Genomic DNA, 25,187 nt, shown 5'->3' on the forward strand with positions numbered 1-25,187 from the left:
GGCGCTGGCCGCCGCCATGCGTGCCGTCCTGGCCCGCCTCGACGCCCACGCCGCCCGTGCCCGCGGGGGCGGTGCGGACACGGACGCCCCCGGTCCCACGGGCACCTCCGAACCGGCCGGCGCCTCGGAACCCGCCGCACTGGAGGCGCTCGTCCGCTGCTTCGGGCTGACACCCTTCGAACGCGAGATCGTCCTGCTGCTGGCCGCCGCCGAACTGGAGCCCACCGCCGGCAGCCGCTGCGCCGCCGCGAGCGGGGACCCCGAGCGCGCCCACCCCACCTTCTCCCTCGCGCTCGCCGCCCTCGGCGAGCCCCACTGGAGCGCCCTCACCCCCGTCGCACCGCTGCGCCGCTGGCGCCTGGCCGAACTCGACGACGAGACCCGGCTGACCACCACCCGGATCCGTCTGGACGAGCGCGTCCTGCACTTCCTCCTCGGCTCCCCGTACCTCGACACGCGGCTGCACGGCATGCTCAGCCGCGCCACCGCGCCCGACGGGCTGCCGCCCTCCTTCGAGCACGCCGCGGACCGCGTCGCCGCTGTCTGGGCCGGGGCCGGCCCCGGCACGCCGCCGAGAGTGGAACTCACCGGCGGCGACCGGCACAGCCGCCACGACATCGCAGCGGCCGCCGCCCGCGCCTGCGGACTCGGCCTCTACACCCTGAACGCCGAGGACCTGCCCACCGACCACACCGAACGCGACCGGCTCGCCCGGCTGTGGCAGCGCGAGGCGATCCTGCTGCCCGCCGCCCTGCTGCTGGAGGCGGGTGAGCCGGACCGCGAACAGGACGCCGCGGTCGACGCGTTCGCCGCCTCCGCCGCCGTACCGCTCGCCGTCTCCAGCCCCGACCCGAGGCGGACGGAGCGGACGCGCGCCGAGCGCGTCACCGTGCCGGCACTGGGGGAGGAGGAGCAACTCGGCCTGTGGGCCGACGCCCTCGCCGGGACGCCGCAGCTCGGGGAAGGACGACTGCGCGGACTGGTCGCACAGTTCGCGCTGCCGCCGCACATCATCCGCTCCGCCGCCGCGGCCGTGCGCCGGCAGGCCGGGGAAGCCGGGAACGACGGGGCGGCCGGGCCGGGGGCGGACGTCTGCGAGCTGGCCTGGCGGGCCGGGCTCGCCGAAGCCCGCATCGGCCTGGACGAACTGGGCCGCCGTATCGAGCCGGAGGCGGGCTGGGACGATCTGGTCCTGCCCGAGCGCCAGTCGCGCGTCCTGCGCGAGATCGTCGCCCACGTACGGCAGCGGGGCACCGTGCACCAGGAGTGGGGCTTCGCCCGTACCCTGCGCCGGGGCCTGGGGGTCACGGCCCTGTTCGCGGGCGGCTCGGGCACCGGAAAGACCCTGGCCGCCGAGGTGATGGCCCGCGAGCTGGGGCTCGACCTGTTCGTCGTGGACCTCTCCCAGGTCGTCTCCAAGTACATCGGCGAGACCGAGAAGAACCTGCGCCGCGTCTTCGACGCCGCCGAACGCGGCGGCGCACTGCTGCTGTTCGACGAGGCCGACGCCCTCTTCGGCAAGCGCAGCGAGGTCAGGGACAGCCACGACCGCTACGCCAACCTCGAGGTCTCCTACCTGCTGATGCGGATGGAGGCCTACCGGGGCCTGGCGATCCTCACCACCAACATGAAGAAGGCGCTCGACACCGCCTTCATGCGCCGCATCCGCTTCGTCGTCGACTTCCCCTTCCCCGGCGAGGCCGAACGGGCCGAGATCTGGCGCCGGGTGCTGCCCGGGAGCGCCCCGGCCAAGGACATCGCCCCCGAACTGCTGGCCCGGCTGACGGTCGCGGGCGGCTCGATCCGCAACATCGCCCTCTCCGCGGCCTTCCTGGCCGCCGAGGAGGGGGACGTACTGCGGATGCGCCACATGCTCGCCGCCGCACGTACCGAGTACCTGAAGCTGGAGCGCTCCCTGACGCCTTCGGAGGTCCGCGGATGGGTGTGAACGAGGCGCCGCGCGACACCACGCACGCCGCCGGGCGCGGTACGGCACACGGCACGGCACGCGACACGGCGGTCCGGGTGGACATCGGCGAGCTGGTGCTCGACGGCTTCGACGCGCGAGTGGATCCCGAGCGGGTGACGGCGGCGTTCGAGGCGGAACTGACCCGGCTGGTGCGCGAGCGCGGCGTACCGCTGGCGGCGGACGGCGAAGGGCGCGCCCTGGAGGCGCTGTCGGGCCTGCCGCCGCTGCCCGCCACCACCTCACCGGCCCGTCTCGGCGAGGCACTGGCACGCGCGGTGCACGCGGGCCTGTCGGGGCGCGGCGATGCGGAGCACGGCGATGCGGAGCACGGCGATACGGGGCCCGTGGACGAGGGGAGGCGCCGATGAGTTCGCACACCGCGTCACAGGAGACCCGCTCGGCGCAGGACGCCAAACGCCGCAGGCGCGGGGAGCGCAAGGAGCGCGGCGCCAAGTCCCCGGTGCCCGAACCCAAGGACATCGTCGGCGGCGCCGGCCGGCCGCTCGACACGAGCGTCCGCCGCGAACTGGAGGAACGGCTCGGCCACGACCTGGGCCGCGTACGCCTGCACACCGACCGGGACGCCGCCGCCCTCACCGACCTGCTCGGCGCGGACGCCGTCGCCGTCGGCCAGGACATCTTCTTCCGCGAGGGCGCGTACCGCCCGGGCACCGCCGACGGCATGCGCCTGCTCGCCCATGAACTGCTCCACACCGTCCAGAACCCCGACGGCCTCGGCGCGCTGCGCGCCGGCCGCGACCTGGGCGCGGTGAGCCTGCCGCAGCAGACGGTGGAACGCGAGGCGGAGGCGGCGGCCCAGGAGACGGCGGCGCGGGACGCGGCCCGCGACGGCGGAGCGGGCGGCCCGGCCGCCGAGCGCGTGGAGGAGGGCCGGGCCACCCCGGGCTGGCTGCGCTACGCCACGGTCGACGCCGACCGGCGGCGCATGGAGCAACTGGACCCGGCGATGCTGCTCGACCGTCTGGCCAACGGCGTGCTCCGCTCCCTGCGCGGCGACCCGCAGGACCGCTCCAAGCGCGTGCGCATACAACTCGCCCGGTTCTCACCGGAGATGCAGGACGCCGTTCTCGACCGACTGGAATCGCACCTGCTCTCCTCGGAGTTCGACAGGCTGATCGAGCTGGTCGAGGAGGCCGAGGACGAGGGAACACCCGAACCGGAGGCGCTCGGCGCCCCCGAGGCCGTTCCGGACGCCACCGAGCAACTGGAGGACGACCGGGAGGAGGCCGAAGCCGCCGACCGGAGGCAGCGGACCGAGGACGAGCGGCTCCGCGAACAGCGTACGGACGGGGAGCGGCAGGACTCCGAAGGAGCTGCCGGGCGAGAGGGGAAAGGGAGGGCCGCACCGGTGCGGCCGGACCGGCAACGGCGCGGTCGTGGTGACACAGGTGCGGTTCACCCGGGCACACAACGGCCCACCGGGCGCTCCGGGGGTTCGGAAAGGCCGGGCGAAGGCACCGGGGCGTCAGGACCGAGCGGCGACCGTGCCACGGCCTCGGGAGCCGGAGCCGCCCGGCCCCGGCAGCAGGACGGCAGCGGTACGGACGGCCGGTCCGAGGAGCCCGGAGCCGGCGGCACCCCTGTGGCGAGCAAGGAGGAGTCCGCGGCCAGGAACCGGCCCGGAGCCGTGGAGCCCCTGATCGCGGGGCAGCAGCCGGTCCAGGCGGACGGGCGGGACACGCGCGGCGGCAAGCGGGCCGGCGTGGAGCCCGGCCCCCTGCTGAGGACGGCCGATCCGGGCGACCGCAGCACCCTGGAAGGGAAGCGGCCCCAGGACGAGCCGGCGCTCGCACAGGACGAGCCGATCGGCCTGGAACCCGGCCCGAGCGGTGAGCCCGGAGCGCTCGACGGACTCGAGGACGAGCGGGCCGCCGACCGGGACAGCGCGTGGAACGTCGAGCTCAGGCCCGAGGACTTCCTCCCCGCCACCGACCTCGACGTCTCCGGCGTACCGACCGCCGACGAGACCGTGCCCGGCTCGGACACCGGAGGGCGGGTGCCGAGCTTCCCCGAACCGCCCGCCACCAAGGCCGAACAGGTACAGGCCAGGCGGGACGCGGAGGACGCGGAGGAGGCCGCTTCCGAAGACGCCGGGTTCGCCGCACCGCTGCCCGCCGACAGTGGTGCGTCCATCTCCCCGGCGACCGGTGCCGAAGCCGGTGAACGCATGACACGTGGCCTCGGCACCGGGACGCCGGGCCCGCGGGAGGCCGACCCGCGGCCTCCGTCCCCCGATACCGCCGGCGACCGCACCGACGCCCCCGAGCCGAAGCCCGACCCCACAGCCCCCGAAGGCCCGCAGCAGGAGGAGGAGCGGCAAACCGAACCGGAGAAGGCGCCCGAAACCGATACGGCCGATACGGCCGATACGGGAGCCTCGAAGGAGGAAGCGACGGAGTCCGGAACCTCTGGTTCCTCCGGCACCGGCACCTCGTCCGGCACGTCCACCGCGTCCTCCGCCACGGCTCCGGGCGCGGGTGCCTCGGGCGCGCCTTCGGGGGGCGGCGCCACCGGTACGACCGCTCCCGGACCGGCCGCGGACACGCCGGCCGAGGCGTCTCCGGCCCGGGACACCCATGTCTCGGGCGCGGACGGCGGTGACGGCTTCACCAGCGACGCCACGCCGGGGGACGGGGCGGGCTCCCGGCAGCGGCGGGAGCCTGTGGCCCCGGAGCCCCGGCCCGGGCCCGCTCCCGCACCGAGGTCCACATCCAGGCCCTCACGGTCGGTCAGCGGCGGTGGCGGCACCCGTAGCGCATCGGGCGGTGGCGGGGGAGGGGGCGGCGGTGCCCGCCCCACCGCCTCGTCCCGGCCGAAGAAGGACCCCGCGGCCCCCAACCTGTCGAAGGTGACGCCGGAAGCCGGCCTGTCCACCGCCGCCGGGCTGAGACCGCACCGCGCACTCGAAGCGCTGGGCGGAGTGAACGGCGCGGTCGACAAGACGGTCGGGGACGAGCACCAGGCCCTCCAGGACGCGCCGCCGACGACGGAGCGCCCCGCGGGCGCCCCGCAGACCCTGCACGGCGCGCCGAAGACCTCGGCTCCGGGACAGTACTCAGGTGACCCGGCCGCCCGGATCGACGCTCCGGAGAAGGAGAAGGCCGAGGTCACGGGAGACAAGGCCCCGGAGGGCGAGATCCCGGGGGAGGACATCGAGGAGCCCAGCACCCTCGAAGGTCTTCTGGCGGGCGGGGCCCAGCTGGTGGTGGGGGCGATCAACGGTGTCGCCGACTTCCTGGGAGCCGACGAGGACCTCATCGACTCCGACGCGGTGGTCCAGTGGATCCTCGACCTGCCCACCGAGGACGAGATGCTCGCCCAGGCGGACGTCGGCACGGCGCCAGGGGTCGGCCTCCAGGGCGAGACGGACGGGCGCGCCGGCGAACAGGGCGGTGAACTCGACGCCAAAGGCCAGGAACTCCACGCCTCCGGACGTGACGACGCCGGGCGCCCCCTGGGCGAGGACCAGATCTACCCCGATGTGCCCGAGGAGACCCTGACCGCGAAGGTCCCGCGCGGAAAGGGCCAGGGCGGCCCCGGCGGAGGCGGCGGTCCGTCCGTGGGCGGACGCATCCCGCCCGAGGCCGTGTCCGCGGTGGCGGAGCACGAGCGCGGACCGCAGATCCAGACCGCGTTCACCGACGGACAGAAGCAGATGTCCGACAAGCGGCAGGCCAAGGACAGGGGTTTTAGGGAGTCCCAGGAGCGCCACAGGCGGCAGGTTCGCAGCGAGGTCGAGAGCAACACCCGTACGCAGGCCGCCGAACGCCGGAAGACCAGGGCCGAGGCGGAGTCCTCCCGTGAGCAGTGGCGCAAGGAGCAGGACGGTGAACTCGATTCCCTCGGCACAAAGAAGACCGAGAAGACCGAGAAGATCCGCAGGGATGTCAGGGAGAGGGAGGAGCAGACCGACAAGGACGCCGAGGAGCACCGCAAGAAGAAGCAGGAGGACATCGGCAAGGAGAAGACCAAGGCCGAGGACGACGCCAGGAACAAGCGCGACACGGCCAAGAGCGACTCCGGCAACTGGCTCTCCAGGGCGTTCGACTGGATCCGCGACAAGCTCATCGAGCTGAAGAACGCGATCGTCGGCTTCTTCCGCGCCGCCCGCGAGGCGATCACCAGCCTCATCAAGGATTTCAAGGGCACCGTCATCCGCTGGATCGAGGCGGCCCGGCAGTTCGTCGTCGACAAGTTCAAGGAGTTCACCGAGGCCCTGGTCCAGCTGGGCAAGGACCTCCTCGACGCGATCGTGGAGATCGCGAACCGGCTGCGGACCCTCATCATCCGCATCAGGGACGCGGCCATCGCCCTGGTCAACCGGATCGCGGACGAGCTGAAGCGGATCGTCACCGAACTCCTCGACGAGATCGGCAAGATCCTCAGCGGCGTCCTCGATGCCCTGATGGAGGGCCTCCGGGCGGCGGTCGAGGCCGTCAAGAGCGCGCTCAAGGGCATCATGGACTTCGCCATGGGCCTGCTCAGCGCCCTGGGCGAGTGGGCGATGATCGCCGCCGACATCCTCTCCGACCCGGGCGGCTGGCTCAGCGGCGCCAAGACCTCGGCCGAGGACGGAGCCAGGAACCATCTGTTCCGGGAAGTCACCTCGGCGATCAGGAACTGGTTCAACGAGAAGATCCAGGAGATCCTCGGGCTCCCCAAGGCCGTCTTCGAGAAGCTGATCGGCGGGGGCGTCAGCAGGGAGCAGATGGCCAAGGAGGCCTGGGACGCCGCGCTCCCCCAACTCCCCCTCATCATCGGGGAGATCATCATCACCAAGGTGATCGCCAAGCTGATCCCCGGTGCCGGCTGGGTGATGGCGATCATCGACGCCTTCAAGGCGGCCTGGGAGTCGCTGAGCGAGATTCTGCGGGCCTTCGGCGCCTTCATGGACTACCTCAAGGCAGTCAAGGGCGGCAACGCCGGTGTGCTGTTCGCCAAGGCCGTGGCCTCGGGCGTGGTGGCCCTGCTGGAACTGGCCTACCAGGCGCTGCTCAGCGGCATCGGCAAGTACGTGGGCAAGGTCGGCGACCGGCTCAAGGACGTCGCGGCCAACCTCGGGAAGAAGAAGCCCGGCGCCAGGGACGAGGACGAACCGCGGGACACCGACAGGCCGCCGACGGCGGACAGGCCGAAGGACGATCCGAAGAAGCGCCAGGACCCGCAGGAGGAGGCGAGGAGGGCACAGGAGCGGACGCGCCGGGCGAACGCGGAGATGTCACGCAGGCCGCCGGCGAAGCCGAAGCGGTCCCGCCCGCAGAACCGCCCGCAGAACCGCCCGACCCGGCAGCCGGACCCGCCCCGGTCCCGCCCCGACCCCCGACGCCCGGACGACCGTTCGCGTACGGACCGGCCCGAGCGCCGTACCCAGGACACCGGACGGGACCGCGACCAGGACCGCGACCGGTCCCGCCCGCGCCGCGAGACGGAGGGCACGAGGCCCACCACATCGCGCCCGCGCCGCACGTCACCGGAGACCCGCGCCGCGAACCGCGCGCGGCAGACGGTCAGGGCCGCCCAGAACCGCATCCGCAGAGCCCGGCAGGCCCTCGACCGCAAGGACCGCGACGGCCGCCTCGACCGCTCCCTGGACAACAACGCCCGTCGCATGCGCGACGCCCACCGTCGCCGCCGTGCCCTCCTGCTCGACCAGCGCCATCGCCGCCAGGAACGGAAGCGCCGACTGCGCGACCAGCGCCGGAGGAAGGAGAACTCGCCGGAGTCGAAACAGGAGCGCCTTTCCCGGATCGTCGCAAAGCTTCGCCGGATTCTGCTGCCGCTTCTGAAGGTAGGGATACGCGGACCTGTGTACCACGCACTGCTGAGGGCGCTGCGTGCTTGGCACAGGCTGACGAGGCTGTACGTGTCAGGTTTTTCCGAGCCTCGTGTCATCGCCGCGCTCAATCCGTCTAGGACCGTCACTCCTTTCGAGTGGGAAGAGGACGAAGAGGGTTATACGGTAGCCACCTTCGAATCCTTTGACACGGAAAACAGATTTCCGCAGCGGAGTCGGAAGAAGGACAAGCAGCCAGTGGAGGACGATCCGAGAGTTGCGGAGTTCCGTCGGATCATCGCAAGGGAGTTGGGTAGCCTTCCGGAAGATTCCGACCTGGAGACGGTTAAGGAAATGTGTCGGTCGATCACGCGAAACAACCCGAAGCTTGACGTGAGGGCGAACCACCTTAGGTGGCTGGACGAGTCGGAGGACTCCTCCACTCTGCTTCTGAACCACCCCGGTGCGGCCGTACCGGCCGTCGGCAGATTTCAGAAGAACAACTACTACGAACCTACCGGGGAGCGAAACGCGCAGCTTGTGATCGCCGACGTGTACGGCAATGAATACGTCCGGGACAAGATGGGGAAAAAGGTTCCCAGGCGCGTTGCGCGTAACTTGTCGAAACAGGACAAGAAAACCTATGGCAGTATGGGTATAAAACCCCGCGACGCGGACGCGAATGTGCCCGTTTGGCTGCATGTCGCGGGCGCGCAGGACTCCCCTTTCATATCGACCACGAAAGTGAGGAGCGGGAACATCACAAACCCGGAAGGAAGGCTGTTCGGTGAAGGCGAGGGGTTCGGCTATTTTGGAACCGTCGAGATCGACCTCTCCCACGTGGCCCCGTCGAACATCTATGACCTCACCAGGAGGGAGGGGCAGGACGAATGGCAGTTGAGTGCACCGAACACGCCGATCAAGCAGCAGGCGCTCGGTGACGTCGTGAGGACTCAGGAAGTCCTCGTGAAGGGACCGATTCCCAAGAAGGCCATCAAACTCATCAGAGCCCAGAGGTAGGGTCCGGATTTTACAGAGGATGGTAATGCGGAAATTTGACAGCTATCATTGGCAGAACGCTGTTCTGGATGATCCCGACCTGCAGGCCGCCAGGAACCGTCTGGGGCGCTCGCCGGGCGATGAAGAGGGTGTGCGTTCCTTCTTGACGCTCCTGCGCAGTTCTGAGGAAGCAGCCCGAGGGATCGCCCTGGACTACTATTATCACGCCGCTTCGCAGGAGAGATACGGCTCTCCGAATCCTTTCTCCGGATTCCGTTCCGAAGTACTGGAGGCTGCGCGAAACATACTGCGCGCTCCCGCTCGTCCGGCCCGTGAATCCGGCGGTGACTTCGATGGGGCGGAGCATGCGAGTGCGCTTGTCGCGCTGGCGAACGAGGCAACCGAGCAGGATTCCGGTCTTGTGGTCGATGCTCTGCGGAAAGCGTCGAGTTTTGACACCGTATCGGCGGCACTCCAGGTGGCGGGGCGAATCATGCGATGGTCGGACCCGCCTCCCGATAACCTGGTTTCATCCATTCTGTTGATTGTTCACGACGAAGATCTCGATCTGGACGAACGCCTGGAGGCCCTGCAGGCCCTTGCGCGGGGGAAGACCCCGGAAACCCTCCGTGAGCTTGCCCGGGTGGCGGAATTTCGCGATCCGGTGCTGCAGGTGACGGCGACGCACGCCCTGGCCTTCCATGACCTGGAGACATATAGGTCTTTCGTCGAGGAGCGATTCGCTTCCTGGCCGGACGATTCCCCTTACCCGGCGAGCGAAGTTCGAGACCTGCTGAGCAGCGAGTGATCAAGGAGAAGACAATGACCCGCTACGCGGACATTCCCAGGCCCATCCGGTCCGGGATCGTGATCGTCGACCCCGAGCGGGGGATACCGCAGCGCATCATCGTGCTGCAGTTCAACCCCGACACCCTGGAGCGCGGCATCAGCCCGCAGGCCGCGGGCGGGAGCGGGGACGCCGGGGGCGGGGGGAGCGGAGGGGACCGGAACGAGGCGCTGCGGCTGAAGGGGCCGGCGCAGGAGACGTGGAAGTTCACCGCCGAGATCGACGCCACCGACCAGTTGGAGCTGGCGGCGCCCGACGGAATCCATCCGCAGCTCGCGACGCTGGAGATGCTCGTACAGCCGACCACCGCCCAGCTCAGGGAGGCCACGCGGCTGTCGGAGAAGGGCGCCATCGAGATCAGCCCGATCGAGATGCCGCTGACCCTGTTCACCTGGGGCAGCAAGCGCGTCATGCCGGTGCGGCTGACGGAGCTGTCGGTCAACGAGTCCGCCTTCGACGTGAACCTCAACCCGATACGGGCCTCCCTGAGCATCGGGATGAAGGTGCTGACGGTGAGCGACCTGCCCGCCGGGCACCGCGGCGCCGAGCTGTACCTGGCCCACCTGGCGCAGAAGGAGCGGCTGGCGGGCACCGCGCGGGCGGGGACTTTGGGGGCGCTCGGGCTGACCGGGGCCGACATCGGAGCGGGGAGGGTGTGAGGGGCCATGGCCGATGAGAGCGGGACATACGGCAGCTTGCCGGACGGGCTCCCGGGATCACATCCATACCCGAGGACGAGCCGGTACCACGACGCCGAGATCGCCGTGCACCGCATGCCCGACGGCACCGAAGTCCGTTACACCAGGCGGCGGTTGCTGCCCCCGCTCCCGGCCGGTGGGGGCGAGGACACCGCCGTCCACACCGTCAGCGGCGGCGAGCGCCCGGACCAGCTCGCCCAGCGCTACTTCGGCGACCCCTCCCAGTGGTGGCGGATCGCCGATGCCAACCCCGTCCTCGACCCGCGCGAGCTGACCGCCGAGCCGGGACAGGAGATCGACGTGCCGCTGCCCGGCGGCTTCCCGGGAGGAGGCGCACATGGCCGATGAGCGTGTCGGCGGCGGACCGATCCATCTGATCCTGAGCATGGGCCCCCACCTCGCCCGGCCCGTTCCCCGGGCGGTGAGCGAGGCGCTGCTGTCCGCGCAGATCACCAGCACCGCGGGCGAGCGCTCCGGCTTCCAGCTGGCGTTCGACCTCACCAAGAAGGGCGCGATCATCTCGAACCTGCTGCCCGAGGGGTTCTTCGACCCGCGCACCCGCGTCATCGTCACCACGGTGATCAGGGGAACGCCCACCGTCCTCCTCGACGGCCTGATCGTGCGCCAGGAGGTCGGGGCGAGCAACCAGCCCGGCCAGACGACCCTGACCGTCACCGGCGAGGACCTGAGCATCCTGATGGATCTGGAGGAGAGGGTGGACCGCTACCCGAACCTCTCCCCGGCCCGCCGGGTGGAGCGCATCCTGGCCCGGTACGCCGACTACGGCGTCCACCCGGACGTCCACCCCGAGCAGATCGTCCAGCAGCCCCGCGCCGAGCGCCGCGTGGACTACCAGACCGGCACGGACCTGGCCTACGTCAACGAACTGGCCCGCGCCAACGGCTACGTCTTCTACCTGGAGCCCGGTCCGCGGCCCGGCCGCTCCACCGCCTACTGGGGCCCGCAGCGCCGCGTCGGCCTGCCGCAGCACGCGCTCAACGTCAACATGGACGTCCACTCCACCGTCGACCAGCTCACCTTCGCCTACGACGGCGCCGCCCGTGAGGAGCCGCAGGCCCACTGGCAGGACCCGCGCACCCGCGAGTCCACCCTGATCCCCCAGCCCGACATCGGCCCGCTGCGCCCGCCGCTGGGCAGGCGCGCGAGCCCGGCGCTCAAGCGCCGCCGACTGGCCGGCACCGCCAAGAAGGACCAGGCGCAGGCCAGGGCCGAGGCGCTGGCGCGGGCCGCGACGTCCGCCGACGCGATCTCCGGCTCCGGGCAGCTCGACGTCAACCGCCACGGCTACGTACTGCGCCCGCGCGAGCTCGTCGGCGTGCGCGGGGCGGGCGTGACCTACGACGGCGAGTACTACGTCACCTCCGTCACGCACAACCTCACGCCCGGCTCGTACCGGCAGAACTTCACGCTCTCGCGCGAGGGCCTGATCGCACGCGGGGACACCGTCCGCCCGTAGGGGCCACCGAGACCATCCAGACCGACCAGGAGCAGTCCGTATGGCGCCAGCACCGAACAACCGCTTCCTCGGCAAGTTCAGAGGCCGGGTGGCGGACAACGACGATCCGCTGGGGATCGGCCGGATCACCGCCCACGTCCCGGACGTGCTCGGCGACGAGGCCTCCACCTGGGCCATGCCCTGCCTCCCCTTCACGGGCGAGCGGTCCGGCCAGTACGTGGTCCCGGGCCGGGGAGCGGGCGTCTGGATCGAGTTCGAGCAGGGCGACCCGAGCTACCCGATCTGGACGGGCTGCTGGTACGGCGAGGCGGGCGAGTTGCCGGAGGACGCCCGGGCCGCGGCGCGTACGGGCGCCGAGCCGGTCGTCATCCAGACCCGCGGCGGGCACAAGATCGTGGTCTCCGACGACCCGGAGACCGGGATCCTGCTCCAGGCGCCGGGCCCCGGCGAGGGCAGGCCGGGTCCGTACATCCGCGTCACCCGGGACGGAATCCACATCGACAACGGGCAGGGGGCCTCGGTCTCGGTGGCCGGGGACCGGGTCGACGTCAACCAGGGCCGGCTGATCGTGCCCATCAAACGCTGAACGGGACGGGGAGAAGAGTCTTGCCGGGAGAAGTCACGCACACGGGAACCGCGGTCGGCTGCCCGCACGGCGGCCGGGCGAGCGCCGCGGGCGCCGACGCGCACGGGGTGCTGGTCGACGGCCTGCCGGCCGCCACCGGCACGCTCGTCCACACCGTCACCGGCTGCCGCCACACCGTCGACGGGGTGCCGGTGCCGTGCACCACCGTCCGCTGGACGCCGGCGGAGGGCGGGGTGACGGTGGACGGCTCGCCGCTGCTGGCGGAGGGCACACCGGGCATATGCCTCACCGCACGGCTCGTGCCGCAGGGGCAGCCGCTTGTCGCACCGGCGGCGCACAAGGGGGTGACCTGCGGATGAGGGCCGGGGCGGCACGCCGGGACATCGCCTTCCCCTTCCGCGCCGACCGGCGCGGCCGCACCGCGCACGCGGCGTACGAGGAGCACGTGCGCGATCTGATCGAGCAGTTGCTGTTCACCAGCCCCGGCGAGCGCGTGATGCGCCCCGACTTCGGGTGCGGGCTGCTGGACCTGGTGTTCACGCCCAACAGCCCGGAGCTGGCCTCCGCGCTGGAGCTGTCGGTGCAGGCCTCGCTCCAGCGCTGGCTGGGCGAGCTGATCGCCGTGGAGGACCTGGACGTGGTCGACGAGGAGAACACCGTCCGCGTTCATCTGCGCTACACGGTGCGCGCCACGGCGAGCAGACGCGACGAGGTCTTCGAGGGGAGGGCCGCGGCATGAGCGGCGGCAGGGAAACGACGGTCCCGCACCGGGGAGGCAGGCGCGGCAGAGTACGTGCGGCACGGCTGAACGGCGTGGACGCGGTGGAGGTCGGTGACGACGGGCTCACCCTCACCGTCACCTTCCTGGGCAAGGCGCCGCACGGCCTGTGCCCGGAGAACGTCCGCATCGAACCGGGCCGCGGGGGCAGGGACATCCGGGCCGTCGCGGTGGAGGTCGAGCGCGAGGAGGACCCCGAACTCGACGACCGGCTGCACGTCACCGTGGACCGGACGGGGGGTTTCGGCCGCCACCGGCTGGCGATCGTCGGCACCGACCCCTACGGCCGCCCCGGCACCGAGCCGTTCCCCGGCTTCGACCAGCGCTACCACGCGGCCGAGTTCTCCTTCCGGCCCGACTGCCCCTCGCCCCTCGACTGCCGGGAGCCGGGGGATCCGGAGGAGACGGCGCAGGTGCCCGGGACCTTCCGGCCCGCCCCCGTGATCGACTACACCGCCCGCGACTACGACACCCTGCGCCGGCTCGTCATGGACCGCCTGACCCTGACGGCGCCCGACTGGACCGAACGCAACCCCGCCGACCTGGGCACCACCCTGGCCGAGCTGCTGGCGTACACCGCCGACCAGATCAGCCACCAGCAGGACGCGGTCGCCACCGAGGCGTACCTGGACACCGCCCGCCGCCGCGTCTCGGTGCGCCGCCATGCGCGGCTGGTCGACTACCCGGTGCACGACGGCTGCAGCGCCCGCGCGCTGGTCGCCGTCGAGGTGGCCCGGCCGCTGACGCTGCTCGCCGGGACGTACCGCTTCGCCGCCGTGGACGTGCGCACCCTCGGCCCGCACGACCGGCCGCGCACCGGCACGGTCATCGACGACCGCGACCTGGCGGTACTTCAGGAGCGCGGCCCGGTCGAGGTCTTCGAACCGGTCACCGGCGCGCCGCTGCGGCTGCGGCCCGAGCACAACACCATCCGTCTGTGGACCTGGGACGGCGAGCAGTGCGCACTGCCCGAGGGCGCCACCTCCGCCACCCTGCGCGACGAGTGGGCCGGCGAGCGGGCCGACGAGCGGGCCGGCGAGGGGAGCGACGAGACCGCCGGCAAGGGCGGCCGGGAGCGGCGGCTGGACCTGCGCCCCGGCGATCTGCTGGTACTGGAGGAGGTGAAGGGCCCGCGCTCGGGAACCCCCGGCGACGCCGACCCCACCCGCCGGCAGGCGGTACGGCTGACCTCCGTCACCCCGGCCGTCGACCGGCTGTGCGACCAGCCGGTGCTGGAGGTCACCTGGGCCCGCGAGGACGCGCTCGCCTTCCCGCTGCATCTGACCACCCTCGGCGGCCGGGACTGCGAACCGGTGGAGGACGTCACCGTCGCGCGCGGCAACGTGGCCCTCGTCGACCACGGCCGCTCGCTCACCTTCTGCGGACACCTCCCCGAGCGCCTGCGCGTACCACCGGTGCCCGCCGTCGTCCCGTCCTGCGAGCCGTCCTCCGGCTGCCGGACGGGCACGGACACGGACACGGCCCAGGGCAACCGGCCCGGCAGGCTGATCCTGGACCGGCTCCGGCAGACCGGCTGCGGCCGGCCGCTGACACCGGCGCACATCCGCGAACTGTCCGAGGTCGTCGGCGAGGAGGCGGTACGGCGGGCCGGGCTCGGTGTGGAGCGGGCGGGACGGAGGGGGGAGAAGGCGGTGCCCGGCACCGCCTACGAGCAGGAGGCCGCGCTGGAGGCGCTGCTCGCCCAGTCGGTCTACCCCGGCATCGCTCCGCGCCTCCGCCCCCGCCCGAACCGCTTCCCCGTCGCCCAGGCCGCGCCGTTCCCCGACCCCCGCCATGTCTCGGCCGGCCAGGCCGAACGGCTGGCCGCCGTCCCCGGACGGGTGCGGCAGCGGCTGGTGGAGCTGTGGCGCAGCGCCCGCGACCGCGACGGGCTGGACGAGGGGGAGATCGCCGAACTGACCGTGCTGTTCGGGCTGGAGACGCTGGAGCGGCTGGAGCTGCGCCGCCACCCGGTACCCGCCCTGCGCGAGCTGCTCCACCGCGCCGAACGGCTGCTGGCGGCGAAGCTGCGCCGACTGGAGGTGCTGACGGCACGGGCCCGCGCCGGACGCGTCCTGGACGGGCGCACGGCCTGGGAGATCGCGCACGGCTGGGGCCCGGTGTACGCCGCCGGACTCCACCCGGACGAGCCGGAGCTGCACGGACCCGCGTCCGCGCTGACCCCTGATCCGCGCACGGCGCTCCCGGCCGTACGGCTGACCGGCGGCACCAGGGGCGGAAGCGGGTACGGCGGGGACGGAGGGGAAGCCGTGTGGGAGCCGCGCCGCGACCTCCTTGCCAGCGGCCCCCGCGACCGCCACTTCGTCGGTGAACTGGAGGACGACGGACGGCTCGCGCTGCGCTTCGGCGACGGTCTGCACGGCGCCCGGCCCGAACCGGGCACCACCCTGGAGGCCCACTACCGGCTGGGCGGCGGCAGGGCCGGCAACGTCGGCGCCGAGGCCATCAACCACCTGGTGCTGTGCCGGGAAGCCGGGAAGGCCGACGAGGCCGGGGAGGCCGGGGAGGGCGCGGACGCGGGCGAGCCGATGCCCGTGGCCGGGGTGCGCAACCCGCTGCCGGCCGCCGGCGGCACCGATCCGGAGCCCGTCGACCAGGTGCGCCGGCTCGCGCCTTCGGCTCCGGGACGGGTGCGGCTGCGCGCCGTGACCGCGCGGGACTACGCCGAACTGGCCTCCGCCCTGCCCGGCGTGCAGCGGGCGGCGGCCGAGATCCGCTGGACGGGCAGTGTGCGGGAGGCGCATGTCGCCGTCGACGCCGACGGCACCGGACAGGCGCCCGCGGAACTCCTGGACGCGGTGGCGCAGTCGCTGGAGGCCTACCGCCTCATCGGTCACGACCTGGTGGTCGGGCCCGCGCGGCCGGTGCCGCTCGACATCGAGGTGGAGGTGTGCGTGACGCCCGGCCATCAGACGGGCCGGATCCTGGCCGATCTGCGCCGGGTGCTCGGCAACCGCCGGCTGCCCGGAGGCCGGCTCGGCCTCTTCCACCCGGATGCGCTCGGCTTCGGCGAACCGGTGCGGCTCAGCCGCCTGGTGGCCGTCGCCGCGGCCGTCCAGGGCGTGGAGAGCGTGCGCGTCACCAGGCTGCGGCGGCTGTTCGCGGACGCCTCCACCGACGCCCCGGACCCGGCCGGCGACCCGCTGCCGGACGACGGTGTGCTGCGGCCGGCCCCGCTGGAGGTCGCCCGATGCGACAACGACCCGGAGCGGCCCGAGAACGGCCGCCTCGCCCTGAGGCTGGGAGGTACGCGATGACCGGCTACCACAGCGGCGGCCGCTCCTGCGGCTGCTCCCGCGACCGCGCACCCGCCGGCGGCGGGCGCCACGACGAGCGCCGCGCGCCGCGGCCCCTTCACAACCCGCCGGGCCGCACCGCGCTCGACCACCGGGTGGGCGAGTACGGCTCCTTCCTGGCGGCGATGCTCGACCGGCTGGCCTCGCCCGCCTACCCGGCCCTGCGCCGGCTGACCGTCCGCACCCCCGACGACCCGGCGATCGCGCTGCTGGACGCCTGGGCGGTCCTGGGCGACCTGCTGACCTTCCACTGCGAGCGGATCGCCGACGAGGGCTATCTGCGCACCGCCGACGACCACCGCTCGCTGGTACGGCTGGGCCGGCTGGTCGGGTACCGGCCGCGCCCCGGGATCGCCGCCGACACTCACCTGGCGTACACGGTGGAACGGGATCCGCGCAGCCGCGAGGACGTCCCCGTGCTGATCCCGCGCGGCTCGCGCAGCCACAGCGTGCCCGCCTCCTCCCGGGAGGAGGCGCAGACGTTCGAGACGACCGAGGACCTGACGGCCCGCTGGTCGTGGAACGACCTGAGGGTGCGGCGGCGCCGCCCGGCCCCGCTGACCTACGAGGATCTGCGGGAGCGGTCGGAGCTGTACGTCGCGGGCACGGCCAACGCCCTCTCGGTGGGCGACCGCCTGCTGTTCGTCTTCGGCGGCGACAGTTCGGGCGATTTCGGTGATCCCGTAAATCCCGGCGACTCCGCGGACCCCGCGGACCCCGCGGACTCCGGGCGGCGGCTGCTGCTGCCGGTGACGCGGATCCGCACCGACCGGGACGACGACAGCACGGCCCTCGGCCTGCCCGTGTCGCCGCCCCCGACCCTGGCCGAGCTGGTCGGCGAGCTGCAGCGGTGGATCACACCGGCCGCAGACAGCCCCAATCCGCGGCCGGTGGGCAGCCTGCTCGTCGAGGAGTTCGACGAGCAGGTGCTCGGCCGGCTGCGGGCCGACCTCGACCTGCTGGACACGCCCGCGGCGTTCGCCCGCCGCCTGGAGGAACCGGTGGACCGGCTGGAGGAGGCGCGGGCGCTGGCCGAGCCCCACCAGGAGAGCGCCGCCTGGTTCGAGCGGCTGGCCGCCGTGCTCGTCGACCTCCAGGAGAGGGCGGCGGAGCTGGAGCCGCTGCGGCCGGACGGCTTTGAGGGCCGGTTCGCGGCAGGGGGCGCCCCGGGCACGGGAGCCGGCGAAGGGCCGGGCGGCGCGGCCGCCCGCGCCCTCGGCGAACTGCTGCCCGCGCTGCGCTCCCGGGGCGCGGGCGGGGGAGGGGCGGCGCACCGCCCGCCCGCGGCCGGCGCCGCACCGGCGGACCCGGCACGGCTGTTCGGCCCGGAGTCCGACCTGGGCGCACGGCTGGCGGCGGCGCTGGACCCGTCGCTGTCCGGCGAGCTCCACCGGGCCTGGCGCCGCTCGGTGCCGGCCGCGCCCCCGGCCCCCGGGGCCCTCACCGATCTGCTGGCCATGCGGGTGACGGCCGCGCCCTTCGGCTCGACGGCACCGCTCAAGCCGGTGCAGGACGAGCGCGGCCGGGTGATCCGGCAGTCCGACTGGCCGCTGACGGGCAACACGCTGACCACCGCGCGGGTCGTGTTCGACACGAGCGGGAAGGTGCCGGTCAGGGCCGAGTTCGTGCACGCCGAGACGACCGCGTCGGTGCAGCGTGCCGAGAACCTCCCCGCCGACCTCCGCTTCGCCCTCGGCCCCGGCGAGGTCCGGCTGTCCACCCGCACCGGGCAGGACAACGATCTGAGCTGGCTGCGGCGGCGCCCGGCCGACTCCCAGGAACCGGGAGTGACGGCCGAACTGAGCGGCGGACTGCCGGAGTTGACGCTGTTCGTCTCCCGGCCGGGGGCGGACGCCCGGGTACAGGTCGCCATAAGGAACGGCGAACCGCCGCTGCAGTGGCACCTGGCCCCGGACAGGCCGGAGCGGGCCACGTACGGCGGCCACGAGCTGACCGTCGTCCACCGGACCGGAGGAGGGCCGGCGGCCGTGGAGATCGGCATCGCCACCGTCCCCGAGCCCGTCCACCGCAACGTCATCGCCCTGGACACCGTGCACGAGAGGATCACCGCGGGCAGCCGGGTCGCGATCGAGCGCCCCCGCAAGGGCGCCCCGAGCGGCATTCCCGGAGACAGCGGGCTCTCGCTGGTCACCACCCGTGTGACGGCCGTGCGCACCGGCTCCTACGCCCGGTACGGCATCACCGGGCGGGGCACCGAGCTGACCCTCGCCGACCCCTGGCTGGACGAGCACGACGTGCTGCTGTCCCACATCCGGGACGCCACCGTGCACGCGGCGGGCGAGCCGCTGCGGCCCGCCGACGAGCCGCTGGGCGACGACGTGGGCGGCAACGAGCTCGAACTGGCCGAGCTGTACGACGGGTTGCGGCCCGGCCGGACACTGATCCTCTCCGGCGAGCGCACCGACGTCCCCGGCACCACCGGGGTGCGCGGAACCGAACTCGCGGTGATCGCCGCCGTCGAACAGCGGGTCGATCCGGAACTGCCCGGCGACCACGTCCACACCGTGCTCACCCTCACCGCCGACCTCGCCCACCGGTACCGGCGCGAGACCCTGGTGATCCACGGCAACGTGGTGCCCGCGACACACGGCGAGACGCGCGACGAGGCCGTCGGCAGCGGCGACACGGGCCGGGCGGGCCAGACGTTCGCCCTCTGGAACGCGCCGCTGACCTGGCTGCCCGCGGACAGCGCTCCCCCGGCCTCCGGCCGGGGGTACCACCACGGCGCCCGGCCGGCCCTGGAGGTACGCGTCGACGGGCTGCTGTGGCACCCCGTCGACAGCCTCGCCGGACGCGGGCCGCGGGAGCGGGTGTACGTCATCGGCGCGGACGCCGACGGCCGCACCACCGTCACGTTCGGCGACGGCGTGAACGGCGCGCGGCTGCCCACCGGGCACGAGAACGTACGCGCCCGCTACCGCTTCGGCACCGGAGGCGCCGCCAACGTCGCGGCCGGCCGCATCACCCAGGCCGTCTCCCGGCCGCTGGGCGTCACCGCCGTCACCAACCCGCTGCCCGCGACCGGCGGCGCGGACGCCGACGGACCGGAGGCGACCAGGCGCGGCATCCCGCTCGCCGTCTCCGCGCTCGACCGGCTGGTCTCCGTCCAGGACTACGAGGACTTCACCCGCTGCCGCGCCGGCATCGGCCGGGCCGCCGCGCGCGAGGTGTTCGACGGGCGGCGGCAGGTGCTGCACGTGACGGTCGCGGGCGTGGACGACGCGCCGATCGGCGCGGACGCCGACACCCTGCACGCCCTGCGCGCCGCCCTCGCCGCCCACGGCGACTCCCGGCTGCCGGTGCGCGTGGACGTGCGCGAACCGGTGCTGCTGCTCCTGGCGGCCCGGGTGGCGGTCGGGCCCGACCACTCCTGGGCCGTCGTCCAGCCCCGGCTGCGGCAGGCGCTGCTGGACGCGATGGGCTTCCACGGGCGGGAACTGGGGCAGCCCGCCCGGCTCTCGGAGGTCCTGGCGACGGCCCACTCGGTGCCCGGCGTGGACCACGTGGACGTGGACGTCTTCTCGGGCGTGTCCGCGTCCGCCCTGTCCGGCGGACCACTCCTCCCGGACGGATGGCGTACCGGACCGCAGGAGACCGTGCCGGCCGGCCCCGCCCGCTACGAGGAGCGCGTCCACACCGTCACCGCCGGGGACGGCGAGACGCTCGGTGACATCGCCGCCCGCCACGGCATCACGCTCACCGAACTGCTGCGGCTCAACCCCGACATCACCGACACCCGGCCGCTCCCCAGGGGCCGCTCGGTGTACGTCTTCCGCGGTGTCCGCCCGGCCCGGCTCGCGATGTTCTCGCCCGCGGCGGCGGACACGCTGATCCTCACGGAGGCCCCCCGATGAGCCCGGCGACTCCCACGGCCCGCTCGGCCCCGATCCCCACGACCCCGACGGACGACGGAAGGACACGGCCATGAGCAGGGAGCCGGACGGGCTCGCGGAACTGCTGCCGCAGTGGCACAGGCTGCGGGACGGCGGACGCGGGACGCGGGGGGCGGGGGAGGAGCCCCTGCGCGCCCTGCTCGCCGTGATCGCCGAGCAGGTCGACCTCGTGCGCACCGGGGTGGAGCAGGCTTACGACGACTGGTTCGTGGAGACCGCCGCCGACTGGGTGCTGCCCTACCTCGGCGATCTGGTCGGCTACCGGCCGCTGCCCGGCTACGAGCGGGTCCTGGCCACCGGCCTGCGGGACGGCAGCCCGGACGACGTCTCGCGGCAGCGGCTGGCCCGCGCGCTCGCGCCGCGCCGGGACGTGGCGTCCACGGTCGCCAACCGGCGCCGCAAGGGCACCCCCCACCTGCTGGAGGAACTGGCGCGGTCGGCGGCGGACTGGCCCGCGCGAGTGGTGGAGTTCTCCCGGCTGACCGCCCACCACCAGCCGGTGAGGCTCCACGGCACGGGCACCGCGGCGGCCGGCCGGCGGCGGCTCGAGCGCGGCCGTCTGGCCGACCTGCGCGACGGGGCGGCGCTGGACCTGGCGGGCGGTCCCTTCGCCGCCACGGCGCGATCGGCGGACGTACGGCGCGCAGACTCACGCCGCACGCCCGGCGGGCACACCCCGGCCGGGGTCGGCCTGTACGTGTGGCGGCTCAAGCCGTACCCGGTCACGAACGCCCCCGCCTACTGCGTCGACCGGGCCCGCAGCCTCTACACCTTCTCCATCCTCGGCAACGACACCCCGCTGGTGACCCGGCCCGAACCGGAACCGTCGGCCACCCACATCGCCGCGATCGACAACGTCCCCGCGTACATCCGCCGCCGGCAGCTCAGCGACCGGCTCGCGGACTACTACGGGCCGGGCAAGTCCTTCGTGATCCGGCGGGACGGGGACGGGGACGGGGAGCCGGTGCCGCCTTCGGACATCACCGTCGCCGACCTCACCGACTGGCGCTACCGCCCGCGCCGCGGCCAGGTCGTGGTCGACCCGGTGCTCGGCCGGATCGCCTTCGGCTCCCGCTCCGCTCCGCGCCGGGGCGTCTGGGTCGACTACCACCACGCCTTCCCCGACGACACCGGCGGCGGCGAGTACGCCCGCCCCGGCCGCACCACCCCCGACGCCGCCGCGGTCTACCGGGTCGGCCCCGGGCGGGCCCACCAGCGCATCATGGACGCCTACGCGCGGTGGCGCGAGGACCGGCGGGCCGGGCGCTGCGGCCCCGAGGGCGTCATCGAGATCACCCACAGCGGCGCCTACCAGGAGCAGCTCGACTTCGACCTCGGCCCCGGCGACCGGCTCCAACTGCGCGCCGCCGAGGGCGCCCGCCCGGTGATCCGCCTGCTGGACTGGTACAGCAACCGGCCGGACGCGCTCAACATCCGCGCGGACGAGGAGTGCGCACCGGGCCGGGACGCGCCGCGCGTCACCCTGGACGGACTGCTGGTCAGCGGGCGCGGCCTGAACGTCACCGGCCCGGTCGGCACGGTCGTCGTCCGGCACTGCACCCTGGTGCCGGGCTGGTCGCTGGAGCCGGAGTGCGAACCGCGGTCGCCGGACGAGCCGAGCCTGGTCCTGGAGCGCACCACCGCGTGCGTGCGGATCGAGCGCAGCATCCTGGGCACCGTCCAGGTCACCGGCGACGAGGTGGGCGCCGACCCGCTGGAGATCCACATCAGCGACAGCGTCCTGGACGCCACCGGCCACGACCGGGAGGCACTGTCCGGGCCCGACTGCCGCCACGCGCACGCCGTCCTGCACACGCACCGCACCACCGTCATCGGCGAGGTGTACACGCACGCCGTCGCCATCGGCGAGAACAGCGTGTTCACCGGACGGATGCACGTGGCCCGGCGCGGGACCGGCTGCCTGCGCCACTCGTACGTGCCGCCGGGCTCGCGCACCCCGCGCCGGTACCGCTGCGTGCCCGGCCACCCGGTGCGGCCGGGGGAGGCGGAACGGACGCGCCCGCTGTTCGCGAGCGAACGCTACGGCACGCCCGCGTACGCGCAACTGGCCGACGACTGCCCTCCGCAGATCCTCCGGGGAGCGGAGGACGGCGCCTCCATGGGCGCCTTCCACGACCTGTACCTGCCGCAGCGCGAGGACAACCTGCGCGCCCGGCTCGCCGAGTACACGCCCGCCGGTACCGACGCGGGGGTCCTGTTCGTGACCTGAACCACCGGCCGGCCAGGAGCCCGGATCCGCAGACCTCGCAGACGTACGGAAAACCTTTCGAGGGGGACCCCTTCCATGCACGCTGATCTCTCCCGCATCACCTTCCGGCCGGAGCGGCACTACTCGGCGGTGCTCGCCCAGCAGGGCCGTGTCCAGCTCGACGCGGACGCCAACGAGCAGACGGCGATCCAGCTGCACCGGGCCCGCACCGTCGCCGCCGACCTGATCGGACGGCACGGCGGGCCGGCCGGCGCCACCGGCTTCGCCATCGGGCTCGACAGCCGCGGCCACGAACTGGACGACCTGACCATCGGGGGCGGCCGCTACTACGTCGACGGCATCCTGTGCGAGGCCTCCCGCCCCGCTCCCGGCGACGCCGTCGAGGACGACGGCGACGGCGACGGCGACGACGGACGGCCCGACGGTGAGGACGGCGGCGGGGGCAGGGCGGCGGACCAGGCCGGCGACGCGGACGGGACACCCGCCCACTGGACCTACTGGGACCAGCCCGACGGCCACCGCGACCCCGAGCGGCCCGGCGACCGGCTGCCCACCGCCTTCCCCTACCTGGCCTATCTGAAGGTGTGGGAGCGGACGGTGACCGCGGCCGAGGATCCGGTACTGCGCGAGGTGGCGCTCGGCCCGTCGGTGGCGGACACCGCCGCCCGCGTCAAGGTGGTCTGGCAGGTGCTGGCACTGCCCGCCTCCGAACTGGAGGTGGAGGACGGCGAGACCGACAAGGACGCCCTGCGCACCGCCTTCCACCGGTGGGCCGACGAGCGCTCCGCGCCGAAGTCGCGCATGGCGGCGCGCAGCCGGCGCCCCGGGCGGGCCGACGAGGACCCCTGCCTGCTGCGGCCCGACGCCCGCTACCGGGGCCCGGAGAACCAGCTCTACCGGGTGGAGGTGCACGAAGGCGGAACGGCGGACGAGGCGACCTTCAAGTGGTCCAGGGAGAACGGCTCGGTGGTCCTGCCCGTCGACGGCCTCGACGGCACCTGGGCGGAGCTGGCCACGCTCGGCGAGGACGGCAGGCTCGACCTGAACACCGGGGACCGGGTGGAGTTCGCCGACACCGCCTACACCAGCCGCGGCGAGCCGCTGCCGCTGCTGAGGGTGGAGGAGGTGGACCTGCCCGGGCGGCGCGTGAGGCTGTCGGGGGAACCGGGCGGCGGCGTGGGCCGCCGCCCCGGGCTGCACCCGTACCTGCGCCGCTGGGACCACCGCGAGGCGCCGGGGCGCGGCGGACACGGCGCGCGCGGCCGGCTGAGGGGCGGGGCGGCCCGGGTCGAGGAGGGCCGCTGGCTGCCGCTGGAGGACGGCGTCGAGGTGTACTTCGAACCGGGCGGCGCCTACCGGCCCGGAGACCACTGGCTGATCCCGGCCCGTACCGCCACCGGGGCGGTGGAGTGGCCGGTGAACGCCGCCCGCAAACCGCTGCTGCGCGCGCCGGCCGGCGTCCAGGTGCACCATGCGCCGCTGGCCTGGGTGATGGGCGAGCACGGCGTCTCCGACCTGAGGCTGTCCTTCCGTCCCCTGGCCGGGCCCGTCCCCTCGGCGACCGAGGAGGAGCTGGCGGCCGAGGCCCGGGCGGAGGCCGAGGAGGAGGCCGCGGCGCGGGCGCCGGCCGCCCAGGGGGAGCCGGGGAGCGAGACGGACACGGCACCGGGCACACCCGAGAGGAGCGAGTGACGCAATGGCCACACCCCTGAGCGCCTCCAGGCTGGTCAAGGCACTGCGGGACGAGGGCCTGGAGGTCCGCGAGTACCGCGGCTGGCGCACCCACAACCGCAACCACAAGGGGCCCTGGGGCCCGGTGAACGGGGTGATGATCCACCACACCGTCACCCGCGGCACAGGCCACACCGTCGAGCTGTGCTACGAGGGGCACTCCACGCTGCCGGGCCCGCTGTGCCACGGAGTCATCGACAAGGAGGGCGTGGTGCACCTGGTCGGCAACGGCCGCGCCAACCACGCCGGTCTGGGCGACGGCGACGTGCTCAGAGCCGTCGTCGCCGAGCGGGACCTCCCCGGCGACAACGAGGCCGACACCGACGGCAACCGCCACTTCTACGGCTTCGAGTGCGTCAACCTCGGCGACGGGAAGGACCCGTGGCCCGAGGCGCAGAAACTGGCGATCGAGAAGGCCGCGGCCGCCGTCTGCCGCGCGCACGGCTGGAACGAGAAGTCCGTGATCGGCCACCGGGAGTGGCAGCCGGGCAAGGTGGACCCGCGCGGCTTCCCGATGGGCACCATGCGGAGCCGTATCGCCGGGCGACTGGGCAGAAAGGCGGACGGCCCCGCCGAGCCGGCGCCCAAGCCGCCCGCGCGGTACGAGCCGTACCCGGGCGCGGACTTCTTCCGGGTCGGCCGCAGAAGCGCGATCGTCACCGCGATGGGCAAGCGGCTGGTGGCCGAGGGCTGCGGGCGCTACAAGGTGGGCCCCGGCCCCCGGTGGAGCGAGGCCGACCGGCAGTCCTACGCCGCCTGGCAGCGCAAGCTGGGCTTCACCGGCAAGGACGCCGACGGCATCCCCGGTCCCACCAGCTGGAGGAAGCTGCGCGTCCCCAACGTCTGA

15 protein-coding genes are annotated in these 25,187 nt (G+C 73.6%); all 15 read left to right on the plus strand.

Annotated features, from left to right (window positions below):
• Positions 1–16 precede the first annotated feature (16 nt).
• The 15 genes from CUT83_RS25435 (at position 17) to CUT83_RS25505 (ending at position 25,187) form a co-directional block, all read left to right on the plus strand.
• Entirely contained in the window at positions 17–1,948 is a 1,932-nt protein-coding gene (locus CUT83_RS25435) for an ATP-binding protein (protein ID WP_101258254.1), read from the plus strand.
• Positions 1,939–2,337 carry a hypothetical protein gene (locus CUT83_RS31175; protein WP_240958207.1) on the plus strand — a complete coding sequence of 133 codons (399 nt, stop codon included), beginning with the start codon at positions 1,939–1,941 and terminating at the stop codon, positions 2,335–2,337. Before CUT83_RS25435 ends, CUT83_RS31175 begins: the two co-directional genes overlap by 10 nt.
• A complete protein-coding gene (locus CUT83_RS25445; RefSeq protein WP_101258165.1) occupies positions 2,334–8,783 on the plus strand; it encodes an eCIS core domain-containing protein in 6,450 nt (2,149 codons plus the stop codon). Before CUT83_RS31175 ends, CUT83_RS25445 begins: the two co-directional genes overlap by 4 nt.
• A gap of 25 nt (positions 8,784–8,808) precedes the next feature.
• Positions 8,809–9,570 (plus strand): hypothetical protein, encoded by a 762-nt coding sequence (locus CUT83_RS29875; RefSeq protein ID WP_143688619.1) that lies wholly within the window; start codon positions 8,809–8,811, stop codon positions 9,568–9,570.
• A gap of 14 nt (positions 9,571–9,584) precedes the next feature.
• On the plus strand, positions 9,585–10,268 hold the full coding sequence (locus CUT83_RS25455; RefSeq protein WP_101258167.1) for a hypothetical protein: 684 nt from the start codon (positions 9,585–9,587) through the stop codon (positions 10,266–10,268).
• Positions 10,269–10,382: 114 nt separating this feature from the next.
• A complete protein-coding gene (locus CUT83_RS25460; protein WP_420882463.1) occupies positions 10,383–10,655 on the plus strand; it encodes a LysM peptidoglycan-binding domain-containing protein in 273 nt (90 codons plus the stop codon).
• A complete protein-coding gene (locus CUT83_RS25465; RefSeq protein WP_101258169.1) occupies positions 10,645–11,784 on the plus strand; it encodes a hypothetical protein in 1,140 nt (379 codons plus the stop codon). The genes CUT83_RS25460 and CUT83_RS25465 overlap by 11 nt, the downstream gene beginning before the upstream one ends.
• A 40-nt stretch (positions 11,785–11,824) precedes the next feature.
• Positions 11,825–12,370, plus strand: coding sequence for a phage baseplate assembly protein V (locus CUT83_RS25470; protein WP_101258170.1), 546 nt, complete (start codon positions 11,825–11,827; stop codon positions 12,368–12,370).
• Between the two features lie 20 nt (positions 12,371–12,390).
• Positions 12,391–12,729 (plus strand): hypothetical protein, encoded by a 339-nt coding sequence (locus CUT83_RS25475; RefSeq protein ID WP_101258171.1) that lies wholly within the window; start codon positions 12,391–12,393, stop codon positions 12,727–12,729.
• Positions 12,726–13,109: a GPW/gp25 family protein gene (locus CUT83_RS25480; RefSeq protein ID WP_101258172.1), complete on the plus strand. Its 384-nt coding sequence runs from the start codon at positions 12,726–12,728 to the stop codon at positions 13,107–13,109. Before CUT83_RS25475 ends, CUT83_RS25480 begins: the two co-directional genes overlap by 4 nt.
• A complete protein-coding gene (locus tag CUT83_RS25485; RefSeq protein ID WP_101258173.1) occupies positions 13,106–16,426 on the plus strand; it encodes a putative baseplate assembly protein in 3,321 nt (1,106 codons plus the stop codon). The genes CUT83_RS25480 and CUT83_RS25485 overlap by 4 nt, the downstream gene beginning before the upstream one ends.
• Complete coding sequence (locus CUT83_RS25490) at positions 16,423–20,340, plus strand: putative baseplate assembly protein (RefSeq protein WP_101258174.1); 3,918 nt, start codon at positions 16,423–16,425, stop codon at positions 20,338–20,340. Before CUT83_RS25485 ends, CUT83_RS25490 begins: the two co-directional genes overlap by 4 nt.
• 70 nt (positions 20,341–20,410) lie before the next feature.
• Entirely contained in the window at positions 20,411–22,609 is a 2,199-nt protein-coding gene (locus CUT83_RS25495; protein ID WP_101258175.1) for a hypothetical protein, read from the plus strand.
• Between the two features lie 75 nt (positions 22,610–22,684).
• A complete protein-coding gene (locus tag CUT83_RS25500; protein WP_101258176.1) occupies positions 22,685–24,301 on the plus strand; it encodes a DUF6519 domain-containing protein in 1,617 nt (538 codons plus the stop codon).
• Positions 24,302–24,305: 4 nt separating this feature from the next.
• Positions 24,306–25,187, plus strand: a complete 882-nt coding sequence (locus CUT83_RS25505; protein ID WP_101258177.1) for a peptidoglycan-binding protein — start codon at positions 24,306–24,308, stop codon at positions 25,185–25,187.

The organism is Streptomyces barkulensis (genome assembly GCF_002843305.1).
Taxonomy (GTDB): Bacteria; Actinomycetota; Actinomycetes; order Streptomycetales; family Streptomycetaceae; genus Streptomyces; species Streptomyces barkulensis.